At 65.3% G+C, this 14188-nt stretch carries 7 protein-coding genes; 2 read left to right on the top strand and 5 right to left on the bottom strand.

The features are described from left to right. The first annotated feature begins 7 nt into the window (after nt 1-7). Nucleotides 8-4300, top strand: coding sequence for an FtsK/SpoIIIE domain-containing protein (locus IV498_RS06305; protein ID WP_269045716.1), 4293 nt, complete (start codon nt 8-10; stop codon nt 4298-4300). Nucleotides 4301-4369: 69 nt separating this feature from the next. Here the strand turns inward: IV498_RS06305 and IV498_RS06300 are convergent, their stop codons facing one another. Further along, a complete protein-coding gene (locus IV498_RS06300; protein WP_269045715.1) occupies nt 4370-4906 on the bottom strand; it encodes a hypothetical protein in 537 nt (178 codons plus the stop codon). 178 nt (nt 4907-5084) lie between these two features. On the opposite strand from IV498_RS06300, the gene IV498_RS06295 reads away from it, so the two are divergent. Then, nucleotides 5085-5333, top strand: coding sequence for a WhiB family transcriptional regulator (locus tag IV498_RS06295; RefSeq protein WP_003804966.1), 249 nt, complete (start codon nt 5085-5087; stop codon nt 5331-5333). 155 nt (nt 5334-5488) lie between these two features. Here IV498_RS06295 and IV498_RS06290 read toward each other — a convergent pair whose 3' ends face one another. The 4 genes from IV498_RS06290 to IV498_RS06275 form a co-directional block, all read right to left on the bottom strand. Then, on the bottom strand, nt 5489-6967 hold the full coding sequence (locus IV498_RS06290) for a sensor histidine kinase (RefSeq protein ID WP_269045714.1): 1479 nt from the start codon (nt 6965-6967) through the stop codon (nt 5489-5491). A 61-nt stretch (nt 6968-7028) separates the two neighbouring features. Next, entirely contained in the window at nt 7029-11894 is a 4866-nt protein-coding gene (locus IV498_RS06285) for an NAD-glutamate dehydrogenase (protein WP_269045713.1), read from the bottom strand. A gap of 59 nt (nt 11895-11953) precedes the next feature. Then, nucleotides 11954-13276, bottom strand: a complete 1323-nt coding sequence (locus IV498_RS06280) for an AAA family ATPase (protein WP_269045712.1) — start codon at nt 13274-13276, stop codon at nt 11954-11956. Further along, on the bottom strand, nt 13273-13917 hold the full coding sequence (locus IV498_RS06275; protein WP_269045711.1) for a hypothetical protein: 645 nt from the start codon (nt 13915-13917) through the stop codon (nt 13273-13275). The genes IV498_RS06280 and IV498_RS06275 overlap by 4 nt, the downstream gene beginning before the upstream one ends. Nucleotides 13918-14188: the final 271 nt, after the last annotated feature.

The raw sequence follows: 14188 nt of genomic DNA, 5'->3' as shown, positions 1-14188 counted from the left end.
GGTGCAGATGAGACTGGAACTGACCCTGGTGGCCGCCCCCGCGGGTCCCCAGATCCAAGCAACGGAACTTTCCGTCGACGCACCGGGGGGCGCACCGGGGCGCACCGTGGCCGAAGGGCTTTCGTTTCGCTGGCCCGGAGTCCTGTTCAGCATCGCCGGCATTCTTGTGGAGCAGCTGATCGTGGGCACCGCTCCCCTGATCAGCGGTGCCGTCGTGGTGGCCGGCACGACGCCGCCGGTCCATCGACGCAGTCCGATACCGGCACTGGTGCTGGCCGTCCAGTCCGGTCCCGATGCCGGGGCAGTTTTCCCGCTCCAGCGCGGCCGGTACCGGATTGGACGAGGCTGGGTCGAGATCAACATCGGTGATCCCTGCCTGTCCCGCCATTGCGCGGACCTGGTCATCGGTGCCCGGTGCGTGACTGTCACCGCCGCCGGGTCCTCCCATCCGGTCGAGGTGGACGGTCTGGCTGCTCCCAAGCAGACCTTGGCGGTCGGCCAGATCCTCAGGGTGGGCTCCAGCACGGCCACTCTCATGTTCCTACCCGTGCTTCCCCCCGGCCTCAAGGCCTCATGCGGCCCGTCCGAAGGATTCGCAGGGTCCTCGGGGGCGGCAGGGTCAGGGTCGGCCGCGCCCGCGGGGTTGGCAGGGTCGGCTGCGGTGCCGCCGCTGTTAATTAGGTTCCCCCGCAGCAGCTCCCGCGGCGCGTGGACCGCCGTGGCCGTGAGCGGGTTGTCACTGCTGCTTGGCACCTGCCTTGCCATTCTGACCGGGCAGTGGATGTACATGGCCTTCAGCGCCATGTCCGTCGTGGCCGCCGCTGTTCCGCTGGCCGGAGGGCGGAAGCGCCGCAGAAAATTCCGAACTGATTTGGCCAATGCTGTTCTATCTGACGGCGAGCGCCGCCGCTCGGCTGCACCCTCTGCGGCGGATCTTTATCTCAAAACCGGCTCCGGCATGAGGTTCGACAAGCGGTGCGCGGCCGACGACGGCGGATTCCGGCTCCGAATGGGGACCGCTCGCCAGCGTGCCAATATCTCCCTCGAGCCTTTCGATCCGGAGTTCGAACCTCCGCTGCTGCCGGACATGCCCGTCCTGGTGGAATCTGAGCAGGTACCGGAACTGCTGGTCAGTGGGCCGATCCACGCCGTCGATGGCCTGCTGCGATTCCTCCTAATGCAGCTGGATGCGGCGTGTGTGCCCACCGTGGTGACCGGATCCCCGCAGCGGCTGCCCCTGGCCGCACGCTTCCTGCCGCTGGTCGGGCTCACCACCCGCCCGGACGTGTCGACGGACCCGCTGGGTCAGGATCCGCTGCCAGTAATGATCTCTATTGATGACGAAGACAACTTCACCGCCGTGGGCACAAGACATGGCACCTCCAGCGCCGGAAGCGGTCCAGGATTGCCGCTGCCAGCCGGATCAGCCTTCCGGATGCTGATCCGCTGCCGTACCTCGCCGGACGCTCCGGCGCCACCCGGAGACCGGACGGTCCTGCTGGCCGTCAAGAATGGCCGGCTCGTCGGTTCCTATGCCGGACTCGAATTTGTGCCCGATCTGGTGAGCACCCGGACATTTGAGCGCTACGTGCGGATCCGCTCCGTTGCTCAACCCGGCGGGCGCGCAGCCCGCGCACGTCCGGCGCCCGGACTGGTACCGGCGCCCGGACTGGGACCGGCGCCCGGTGACTACATTCTCGCGGATCCGGCGAATTTGTCCGCCGAAGCCATCACCGCGGACTGGCAGCGTTTCGCGGCGGCCCCCCTTCGCCCGGTCCCCATCGGAGTCACCGGAGCCGGCGTCGAAGTCAGCGCCCAAGCCTCCCTGCTGCTGGACCTCGACCGGGATGGTCCGCACCTGCTGGTGGCCGGCACCACCGGTTCAGGCAAGACGGAACTCCTGCGGACCCTGGTGGTCGCACTGGCGCTGCATCACCCACCCTGCCTCGTTTCATTTCTGTTCATCGATTTCAAGGGTGGGTCCGGTTTAGCGCCGCTGGCCGGACTGCCGCATTGCTTTGCCCTGGTGACGGACCTTTCCGGCAGTGCCATGGACCGGGTTCTGGCCTCACTGAACGCGGAGGTGCATAAACGCGAAGACCTGTTGTCACGGGCGGCCTCCCGGGATTTGGCCTCCTATGTCCTCACCCGTCCGTCAGGATTCGAGCCGATTCCGCGGCTGGTCATCGTAATCGATGAATTTCGGGTCCTGATGGACGAGGTTCCGCAGGCACTGACCGACTTAATGCACATCGCCGCCGTGGGTCGATCCCTTGGAATCCATCTGATCATGGCCACTCAACGACCACAGGGCGCGATTTCCGCCGACATTCGAGCCAACGTCACCAGCAGCATCTGCCTGCGGGTCAAATCCAGCTTCGAATCCCTCGACGTGATCGATTCGCCACTCGCGGCCCGGATTCCAGTAGCGCTGCCCGGCCGAGCCTATTTCCAAGGCGGCAATGACGTTCCGGTGGAGTTTCAGGCGGCGACGCTGGAACAGTTCCGATGCAGTCCCCGGGCAGAAGCCGGGGGCAGTGCCCTGATTACCCCGACCCTGACCGCGGTCTCGGAAAATTCCACCCCGCAGCGCAGCGCAGCGCCGGTGTCGATGTCGGTGCCGGTGCCGGCGGATCCTGCAACGGAACTGGTTGCCCTGCTCTGTTCGGTCCAGGCCGAGGTGCGGCTGCCGCTGCCGCCCTCCCCCGTGGCGCCAGAGTTGCCGAGCGTGCTGGACGCAGCCGACATGGCGGCCTGGCCCAGCACCCACGGAGGCTCCGAGGCCGGCTCGGCGGCCGGGCGCACTGATGCCGTCCCCCTTGGCCTGCTTGATGTCCCGGAACGCCAGCGCGTGGTGCCATTGGTGTGGAGCCCGGTTGATCAGTCTCATCTGGCGCTGATCGGTCCCCCCGGCCGTGGCGCGTCCACCGCAGCTGCACTGGCCGCTGCGGGGCTGCTCGCGCGGGATGTCCCTGGCGATGCGCTGTATTGCCTGGATGGCGACGGATCGCTTTTGGGCTTCAGGAACAACCCGGCGGTCGGTGCCTACCTGCTGCCCGAGGATATGAGAGCAGTGGTCCGGTTACTCCAGAGGTTCAGCCAAGAGCTCGGTGGACGGACGCGCCATACAGGCTACGGGGTGGGCGGCGCCGAGGTGGGCGGCGCCGAGGTGGGCGGCGCCGAGGTGGGCGGCGCCGAGGTGGGCGGCGCCGAGGTGGGCGGCGCCGGGAGGGCTCCGGCCCAGCGACCGCCGCTGCTGGGCCTTGCCGTCACGGCGTGGGGCCGCTGGCTCTCGACGATCCGGTCGGGACCGTGGCCATGGGCCGAGGACCTGCTGGCGGACATCATCCGCGACGGGAAGAACGCCGACGCCGTGGCGATTATCAGCGGCGACCGCGAACTGGTCACCGCCCGGTTTGTGGCTTCCATTCCCAACCGGCTGTATTTCCCCTGTGGCGCCAGTGCCGAAGCCATGTCGGCGTGGCCACGCCTGCCGCGCATTGAGCCGGTGACAGATCGTGCCTGCGCACTGGGCCCGATCGCCGAAGCCGACGCCGGCGGTCCCGCACTGGGACATCTGGCCCAAATGATCCGCCTCGGGTCACATCCGGCGCCCCGGCCGGAGGCCTCAGTCCAGCCGGCGCTCCGGTTGCCGTTCCGTGTCCGGGCGCTGCCCGGTTATGTTTCGATCCAGGATGCTGTTCGCGCCGGAACAGGTCCGGGCGCCGAGGACCTGCTGCTGGGGCTGGGCGGGGACGGCCATTCTCCGGTCAGTGTTCGGCTGTCCCCGGGGGCGGTCCTGCTCGCCATCGGGGCTCCGGGTTCCGGAAAGACAAATCTGCTCACCGCACTTCGGCGGCTCAATCCGGACCGCAAAGGGTGGCTCGGTCCACGTTCCTCGGCTGCGGCCGATTCCGCGGCAGTGGACGCGGATTACTGGAGGGACTGTTGGGGCAGGCGCCACGATCGGGAAGAGGGTTTTGCCGGAACGACTCTTTGTGCGGATGACATTGACAGGTTATCGGCTGCCGAACTCGAAGCCCTGACTTTCCTGCAGGGGGCGGGGGCGCTCATCGTCGCCACGGCCGGAAACAATCCGGCGGCGCTGGGCCGTCTGCCCCTGACGGCCTGGGGGCGGAACAGCGGAACCGGATTGGTTCTGGCTCCCCGGCGGTCCCAGGATGGCGATTTCTTCGGTGTCCGCCTGGAGGTCTGGGGCCAGTCCCCGCCACCGGGACGAGCGGTACTGATGGTAAATGGAGGCATGGAATGGCTGCAGCTGGCCCATGCGGCGCCATGAGCGGAACAAACCCTGCCGCGGGATCCGCCCCGCAGCGCCCACACCCACAAAATGCGCTGCCGGTGAGTGCTAGAGCACGGGCGTGCCGCCGCGGGAACGCAGCGTGAAAGCAACCACCTTGGGCGTGAACAGCAGAACGGCGACCACGAACGCCGGCAGCAGCAGCGTCAGTCCGGGCAGCGGCCGGCCGGCGAGCAGAATGGGAACGGCGATGGCCAGCATCAGCAGCTGCCAAACGAATGCCGCCGCACGCGTCCAGCGGTAACCGCGGTACAGATTGATGGCGACGGCCCCGAGCCCAATTGCCGCCCCGAACAGCAGCACAATCATAAAGATCGCGCCCCCCATCGAAACAGGGGTGACCCTCAGCAGTTCCACGATATACCAGACGGCCACGGCAAGCACGGCAAGGGATTCCAACGCCAGCAACGCGGCGGCCACCAGCACTGCGGCCGGGCGCCGCGGCGATCCGGGCGGAAGAGGGACCGAGTCGGCCGGATCGGGATGCGGGGAGGCACTTTTTGGGGGTCTTGACACAAAGGCACAGTACCCGACATAGTCGTTCCAAGGCCATGGCAGCGCGTGTCGATGTGATACATCGCTCACGGCATGCAGCCAATACTAAGCTTAAACCTCTTGTTTACACACAGTTAACGTGAAACGCTTAACGAAGTGACCAAGGGGGCCCTTTGTGCCCCCTTTACTTATGCATCCGCAAGTGAATCTTTTCACAAGCACCCGTTCCAGGGATTGCGGCATCGTTTCAAAGGAGTGAGTGATCAGCATGGATTGGCGTAACCGCGCGGCCTGCCTCGACAAGGACCCGGAGCTGTTTTTTCCCGTCGGAAACACCGGTCCGGCCCTGCTTCAGATCGAGGAAGCCAAGAGTGTCTGCCGCCGCTGCCCGGTCGTTGACACCTGCCTCCAATGGGCCCTTGAGTCCGGCCAGGACGCGGGCGTCTGGGGCGGGATGAGCGAAGACGAGCGGCGCGCGCTTAAGCGGCGTGCGGCCCGGGCCCGCCGGGCCAGTTAGCACGCTTCGGACGACCGCCCCCGGATGGTCGACCGAAGCCGAAACTCTCTTTCAAGAACCGTCGGTCCGCACCGGGCCGGCGGTTTTTTGATCCCGGTAAGGGCTTCGTCCTCCGCCGGAAGGCGGCAGTCTTCCCGGCGGAAGCATGAGCGCGCTTATGAAGCACGGTTGTGCAGCACCATTTCCAGCTCGACGGCGGTGCCGCCCCCGTCCCGGCGGGACCACCGCATCGTTCCGCCCAGCTCGCTGGTGACCAAGGTGCGCACAATCTGAAGTCCCAGCCCCTCCGCGTGCGCTCCGTCCGGCAACCCGACACCGTCGTCGGCCACCGTGACTTTGAGGATCTCCTCGCCGGCTTCCCCAATACTCCGCCCGGCCAGCAGCCAGACCGTCCCGCCGCGATCCTGAAGGCCATGTTCGACGGCGTTGGTCACCAGTTCGTTGATCACCAGCGCCAGCGGGGTCGCGAAGTCGCTGGGAAGCTCACCGAAAACACCCGCCCGCTCGGTGTGAACCTTCTGTGAGGGGGACGCCACCTCCGCGGACAGCCGGAACTGCCGGCCAATCAGCTCATCAAAGTCAACGCTTTGGGCCAGGCCCTGGGACAGCGTCTCGTGCACCAGGGCGATCGTCGCCACCCGGCGCATGGCCTGTTCCAAGCCGAGTTTGCCCTCCTCACTGCGCATCCGGCGGGACTGCATGCGCAGCAGCGCCGCCACCGTCTGCAGATTATTCTTCACCCGATGGTGGATTTCCCGGATCGTGGCGTCCTTGGTCACCAGTTCCATCTCCCGGCGGCGCAGCTCGGAAACATCACGGCACAGCACCACGGCGCCAAAACGCTCATGGGCGTCGCGCAGCGGAATGGCGCGCAGGGAAAGGCTCACGCCCCGCGATTCGATTTCCGTGCGCCATGGCATTCGCCCGGTCACCACCAGCGGCAGCGTTTCGTCCACCAGCCGACGGTCTGTGAGCAGACCCGCTGTGACCTCGGCCAAGGACCGCCCCTCCAGGGATTCGATGTCGCCAAGCCGGCGGAACGCCGACACTCCGTTTGGACTGGCGTACTGCACGATGCCCTCGGCATCAAGGCGGATCAGTCCGTCGCCAACCCTGGGTGCGCCACGCCGTGACCCGGTGGGAGAAGCAAAATCCGGCCACAGCCCGAGCGTGCCCATCTTCAGCAGATCATAGGCACATTGGCGGTAAGTCAGCTCCAGCCGGGACGGCATCCGTGAGCTGGACAGATCCATATGCGAGGTCACCACGGCCAGAGTTCGGCCGTTGCGGACCATCGGCACCGCCTCCACCCGCATCGCCATGTCCGAACTCCAGCCGCTGGTTTCACCGGACCGTTCGATCAGTTGGCTGTTCCAGGCCCGGTTCACCAGCGGCGCCAGATCGCTGCGGATCTTGTCGCCGACGAAGTCCGAATGAAAGACCGTGTGCGTGGTGGAAGGGCGCACATGGGCCAAAGCGACATATTCCAGCTCCGGATGCGGAAACCACAAGGCCAAATCTGCGAAGGCCAGGTCCGCCACCAGTTGCCAGTCGCCCACCAGCAGGTGCAGCCACTCGGCGTCTCCTGGCCCAAAGTCAGCGTGTTCCCTGATGGGGTCGGTAAAAATGGCCACAGCGGTGTCTCCTTGATGGGCCGCACCGGTCCCGGGCCGCAGGCCCAAGCCCGGTCGGGCGTCAGCGGCGCACGATAGAGCGCAGAAGCCTTAATGCTACCGACAACGAGGCCATGTCATCGCGCTCGAGCTGGTTGACCTCCTCGAACATCTTCTTGGCCCGCTGCAGCTGTTCCGCGTTCTGGCTCTCCCACTCATCGATCCGCTCCACCGCCTCCTGCTGGGCGTCGGTACCCTGCATCACGGCCTTTGTCATGTCCGCGGAAGTGGCGTAAAGGTCGTCACGCAGCGCGGCCCGGGCCAACGCCTCCCAGCGGTCCTTGCGGGGCAGCGCCGATATCCGCTCCAGCAGACGGTCCACACCGAATCGATCGTAGAGCGCATAGTAGACCTTTGCGACGTCGTCGACCGGCTCGTCAATGTGTTCGGCAATCTTCGCCACGTCGAGCAAGGCAAAACTTTCAAACAGCTCGGCCCACCGCTTACCCAATCCGGCGGGTACATCCCATTCGGCCGAGCGTGCCAGCCACGTCTTCACGCGTTCCTTGTCCTCACCGCAGAGGTAACCTTCCAACCGGCCACCCAGTTCGTCCACAACCGGCCGGAACTGCCGCACCACGTCCTCGATGGAGCGTTGACCGGTACCCTGATTCACCAGCCACCGAACCGCCCGGTCCAGCAGCCGGCGCATATCCAGGTGGATGCTGCACCAGTGTTCGGTGGGGAACGACGCCGGCAAATGGTTCAGCGCGTCGACCAGTTCGTCGAGCCGGTAGATCTCGCGCAGCGCCACGAACGCCCGGGCGACGACGACCTCGCTCACCGACGTTTCTTCCATGGTCCGGAAGACGAACGTTATGCCGCCAAGGTTAATCATGTCGTTGGACACTACTGTGGCAATGATTTCGCGCCGCAGTGGATGCGTATCCAGCTCCGCGTCAAAACGTTCCGCCAGCTGTGCAGGGAAATACTTCCGCAGCGTCTGCCGGAACCAGGGGTCGTCGGCCAGATCGCTGTCCCGCAGCGCGGACGCAAGTTCGATCTTGGCGTAGGCCGCCAGTACGGAAAGCTCCGGTGAGGTGAGTCCCTGGCCGCTTTCCAGCCTCGCCTGCAGCGTCGCCGTGGACGGCAGCGCCTCAAGGTCGCGCTTGAGGTCCGCCGAGGCTTCGAGCCAGTCCATCAGCCGTTCATAGCTGGGGCTCCATTCCACTACCCGAAGCCTGTCGTTGAGCAGCAGGATGTTCTGGTCCACATTGTCCTCGAGCACCAGCCGGCCGACCTCGTCGGTCATCTCGGCCAGGAAAGCCGCACGGTCCGCCGGGTCCAGATTTCCGGCGGCCACCATCCGGTCCACAAAGATCTTGATGTTCACTTCATGATCCGAACAGTCCACCCCAGCGGAATTGTCGATCGCGTCGGTGTTCAGGATTACCCCGTGCAGGGCGGCTTCGACGCGGCCGCGCTGGGTCATACCCAAATTTCCGCCCTCACCAACAACCTTGACGCGCAAGTCCCGGCCGTCCACCCGGATTCCGTCGTTGGTCTTGTCACCCACCTCGGCCTGCGTTTCCGTGCTGGCCTTGATGTACGTCCCAATGCCGCCGTTGTAGAGCAGATCCGCCGGGGCCAGCAGGATGGCGCGGAGCAGTTCCGGTGGGCTAAGCCGCTGCGTTCCCTCCGGCAACCCCAGAGATAACCGGACGGGTTCGGAGATCGGAATGGCCTTGACGTGGCGCGCATACACGCCACCGCCGTCACTGATCAGTGTGGTGTCGTAGTCCGCCCAGGACGAGCGGGGCAGCTCGAAGAGCCTGCGGCGCTCCGCGAAGGATGCCGCAGTGTCAGGGTTCGGGTCCAGGAAAATGTGCCGGTGATCGAAAGCCGCGACCAGCTTGATGTGCTCGGAGAGCAGCATGCCGTTACCGAAAACGTCCCCGGACATGTCACCGACGCCCACGACGGTGAAGTCCTCCGTTTGGGTGTCCACGTCCAGTTCGCTGAAGTGACGCTTGACGGATTCCCATGCACCACGGGCGGTGATGCCCATGGCCTTGTGGTCATACCCGACCGATCCACCGGAGGCGAAGGCGTCGCCGAGCCAGAACCCGTACTCGGCGGAGATCGAGTTCGCGATGTCGGAAAACGACGCCGTGCCTTTGTCCGCCGCCACCACGAGATAGGAATCGTCGTCGTCGTGCCGGACTACGTTGGCCGGCGGCACCAGCTGTTCACCGTCGGAGGTGGTGAGCAGATTATCGGTCAGGTCCAGCAGGCCCCGGATGAAGGTCTTGTAGCATTCAATGCCCTCGGCCATCCATCCGGCGCGGTCCACTGCCGGATCCGGCAGGGCCTTGGCGAAGAAACCACCCTTGGCGCCTGTCGGCACAATGACGGCATTTTTGACCGTCTGTGCCTTGACCAGTCCGAGGACTTCAGTGCGGAAATCCTCGCGCCGGTCAGACCAGCGCAGGCCGCCACGGGCCACCTTGCCGAACCGCAGATGGACCCCCTCGACCTGGGGGGAATACACCCAAATCTCGTACAGCGGCCGGGGAAACGGCAATCCCTCGATCGAAGTGGAACTGAGTTTAACGCTCAGGTACGGCTTGTTCTGGAAATAATTGGTGCGCAGCGAGGCCTCGACCAGATTCAGCAGGGTGCGCAGCACCCGGTCCGCGTCCAGGGTCGGGACCTGCTCCAGCGCCGCGGCCAGCCGGCCCCGCACGTTCTCCAGCCGTTCCGGCCGGCCCTTCGCCTCGATGTCCGGATCGAAGCTCGTCTCGAACAGTTCAACGAGGGCCCGGGCGACGACGGGATTGGCCAGCAGAGTGTCGGCCACGAATCCGTAGGAGTTGGTGTTGCCCATTTGGCGCAGGTACTTGGCGTAGCTGCGCAGAATTACCACCTGGCGCCAGGCCATGCCTTCGCGCAGGACCAGCCGATCGAAGGAATCCGATTCGCTGGCACCGGTAACGGCCGCACCGAAGGCTTCGGAAAGCAGCGCCCCCGTGGCGATCGGGTCAATTCCAGCCGGATACCGCAGACCAAGATCGTAGAGAAAAAAATCCCGGCGGTCCCTGGTCTCAATCTCGAAGGGCCGCTCGTCGAGGACCTCAAGGCCCAGGTTGTGGAAGAACGGCATGATCTGGCTCAGGCTCTTCGGTTCCGCCATATAGAGCTTGACGCGGGCATCCTCGTGGGGTTCCTCCTGCGTTCCGGCCGGCACATAGACCTGCATTCCCGGCCGGCAGGAATCCGTTCCTGAGCCGGCGGCCAGCTGGGCTTTGTAGTTCGCGTCAAACTCCTCGAAGCGGCGGATATCCTCCAGCGCGTCCTCAACCTCGAAGTTGACCCGGTAGCCCGCGGGAAAGGCTTCGGCCCATTTGTCGGCCAAGTGATCGGCATCCTCCAGCGGATGCGCCGAGTGCAGCACCTCAGTGATGCCTTCGGCCCAGGACCGCGCGGCCATCACCAGCCGCTGCTCCAGGGCGGCGGCGTCGACAGTGCCGACGTGGGCGCCCTTGGGCAGCCGGATCCGGAAGAAAAGCCGGGCCAGCGCGGACTCGCTCATCCTCGCCTCAAAGTCGATGGACTCCGCGGCGAATGTGCGGGTGAGTTCGCTTTCGATCCGCAGCCGGACGGGGGTGGTGTAGCGGTCCCGCGGGACGAAGACGATCGCGGACATGAACCGGCCGTAAATGTCCGGGCGCAGGAACAAACGGGTCCGACGACGCTCCTGCAGTCGCAGGATCCCCTGCGCGGTAGCGATCAGGTCCGCCACTTCGATCTGGAACAATTCATCACGTGGATAGGTTTCCAGGACCGCAAAAAGGTCTTTGCCGGAATGGGAATCCGGCGGAAATCCAAAGTGGGCCAGGACGGCGTCAACCTTTTCGCGAACCACCGGAATGTTGCGTACCGATCCGGTGTACACAGTGGAGGCAAACAGCCCAATGAAGCGCTGCTCGCCGCTGACGTTGCCGGCTGCGTCAAAGGACTTAACTCCGATGTAGTCCAGATACGCCGCGCGGTGGACGCTGGAGCGCGAATTAGCCTTGGTGATGACAAGCGCGCGTTTTTCCCGCGCCTTCTGCTGCCCCGTTGGCGTCAGGTGCTGGATCTGCCGGGAATCCGCGCCGTCCCGCAGCAGGCCCAGGCCGCTGCCTTCCCGATTGAGGAGGACATCCTCTCCATCCTGGCGAACGAGGTCGTACTCGCGGTATCCGAGAAAGGTGAAATTGCCTGCATCCATCCAGTGCAGCAGGTCCTCCGCTTCGGAAAGGTCAACGATGTTCTCCGCGGCGTTCACCTCAGCGAGCAACCCGGCGCAGCGCAGCGCACGCTCCCGCATGGGCTGCCAATCCTCGACCGCTGCGCGGACGTCGGCAAGGGTCTTGATTAGTCCCGACACCAGGGCGTCCCGTGCCTCGTCCCCGGTGCGCTCGATTTCAACGGCGATCCAGGATTCCATGCAGGAGATGTTGTCCCCGCGGGCAACGAAGTGGGAGAGGTTCGGCATCGCCGCGGTGTCGCCGCTGGCAACACCGAGATGGGAAGGCACCCGGGCCACCGCGACCAGCGCATGGGTTTCACGGTTGCGGGTCACCACGAACATCGGGTGGATCACAAGTTGGATGGCCGCCTGTTGGCGGACCAGTTCGGCGTTGACGGAGTCGACCAGGAACGGCATGTCGTCGGTAACGATGAATACAACGCTTCGCTGCGCCTCGTTGACGATTTCAACCTTCACCGAACCAGGGCTGCGGTCCTGTGCCAGCCGGCAATGGGTGTGGACCCTTTCCGCGAGCGTCTGCTGGTCATAGCCCTGAGAGTCCTCGGCGGCCATGTGTTCGTAGTAGTCAGCTATGAGCGGATCAACAGCGAGGGGGACCAGCGGGGAATCGACCGTGTTGGATCCAGACGACATGAAAAAAACGCCTCCGTCAAAGTTTCTGGAACCGCCTCTTTGCGGCCCCGAACCCGAGCCTAGCGCGAAACGCGCAGCCGTGCTGTGGCAGATAGGACAGCGGATTTGCGGCTCCGCTGGACGGGTGCACAAACTAGGGCGCTGATCGCCCGGTGCAGAACGGAGCCGGCAGCGGCCTCGCGCAGGAGCTGGCCGGCGAGCATGGTTCTATCGGCGGGTGAGGGGTCCCACGGCAGAAAATGATCGATTTCACTGCCCGGGCCAAATCTCTCCCACGCCAGCTTCAACGCCCGTTCCGGGCCCCGCCCGGCGGCCCCGGTCCGCATTTTGTTCAGCACCACCTTGGTGGTGGTTCCTGGCACGGCGGCACGGAGTTCGGCCAGTCCGCGCACCAGTCTGGGCACCCCCACTGCATCCGCGGAGCCAACAGCGAAAATCAGGTCGGCGGCGGCGAGGCTGCCCAATGTTGCCGCATTGCGCTGCGGTGCCACGGTATCGTAGCTCAATGCCTCATCGGATTCGAGGCAGAATCCGCAGTCGATGACCGTTACGTCGGCGACCTCGCGGCTGCGGGCCAGCACCATTCCCAGCGCGGCCTTGCGCAGCTCCGGCCAGCGGTCCGGCCGCGTAAGACCCGTCAGCACCCGCAGTTGTCCCCCGGCGAAGATCACCGGGGTGGCTACCTTGGTCAGCGACTCCACGTTCAGCAGTCCCTGGTCGGCCAGCCGGCAGGCCTGCGCCAGTCCGGCCGACTCGTCCAACAGGCCCAAGCTGGAGGCCACGCTGGCGCCATAGGTGTCGGCGTCCACGAGCAGCACGGATTTGCCTGATGCGGCAAGTTCGGCCGCGATATTGACAGCCACCAAGGTTCGACCCGGTGCTCCGGCTGGTCCCCACACTGCCAGAATCGTTCCGCCGTCCTGGTGCGATCCGGCAACTCCACCCGGACCGGTGCGCTCTGCATCCGTTCGCATTCCGGCTGCCTGCATGCCGCCCTCCGGAAGCACCGGCCCAATCGAACCGGGCCGCGTGCCGGTTCTGGCACCGACGACGTCCGTGATCTGCTCCGCCAGCGCGGCTGCATCCGTTTGCGCACCGACCACCACTGCCCCGATGCCACGCAACCGTCCGGCCTCGCGCACGTCGTCCATCAGCACCAGGACCGCCACCCCCACAGCCGCCAGCCGGTCGACCAGCGTGGCCGTAAGTTCCGAGCTTCCCTCGGCAATAAACGCAGCACGGGCAAGCCCACTTTGGCAGGCTGCCAACAGCTCCGCCAATTCGGCGCAGCGACGTACCACTGTGACAGGCCCATGCAGCCGCTCCAAGCCGCCGATCAGCTCCTCGGACCCCTCACCAACGGCAACAATCGGAATAGTCACTGCTGGCCGCCAGCCGGATTCCAAACCACGGCAACCTTTGCCTTGTTGGCCAGCGCGCCCAGCAGCAGCGGCATTTGGCGATCAGTAACCAGCACGTGCAGGGTCGTCATCCTGGTGCCGCCAAGTGCCGTGGAGCCGGGCGTCAGATCCGAAATTTCCGCTCCGGGCAAGAGCAGGGTGGGCGGGACATAGCCGTTGCGGGCATCCGGCATTGAAATCCAAACATCCACTCTGGACCCCACCACGGCCTCCTTTGGCAAGGCTTCCTCGACCGACAACGCGGCCGGTTTCCGGTCCAGCGCATCGACACTGCCAACACTTGCTTTGGCCAGCAACTCGCCCCTGGGTACGAGCCGGACCGCCACCTGACCGGCTGGCAGCTCCTCGGCAGTCGCCCAATAGGCGCCGCGCACGTCGCCGAGATTGACGCGCACCCGCTCCAGCGAGCCGGCCTGAATGGATTGCCCGATGACAATGGTGTCCTTGGCCGCATACATCTCGATGGTGGTGTCAGCTCCGTCCACCAGGGCAACGACGGAGGCTACCGAGGCCAGCACGAGCAGAATTCCCACCAGCAGCCGTGGATCCTTCCACGTCGGCTTCTTCAACCGGCCGGCCGCCACGGGTGCGCGCAGGCTCATTCGATCCCCACAAGTGGCTCCCCGAAAGTTCCGCCCTGAGGCACCGGTGGGTGCCTCGTCCTCCTAGTTCTAGCGGTTCGGGGAACGGAATGAAACCCCCTGGCAGGAATTGCCCGCAAATGGTGCACAACGGGAGCCACCGGGCTGTGGATAAGCGATCGATTCAGGCAACCACATGGCACAATGCAGGTATGCCATGCAATCTGTTCCTCGACTCGGCTGTGGCGCGGACCGCCGAAGGTGATGCACATGACCGCAGGCGGGTATGGTT

It is taken from the genome of Paenarthrobacter sp. Z7-10 (genome assembly GCF_026932795.1).
Classification (GTDB): domain Bacteria; phylum Actinomycetota; class Actinomycetes; order Actinomycetales; family Micrococcaceae; genus Arthrobacter_M.
This window is presented reverse-complemented; position numbering and strand designations above follow the sequence as displayed.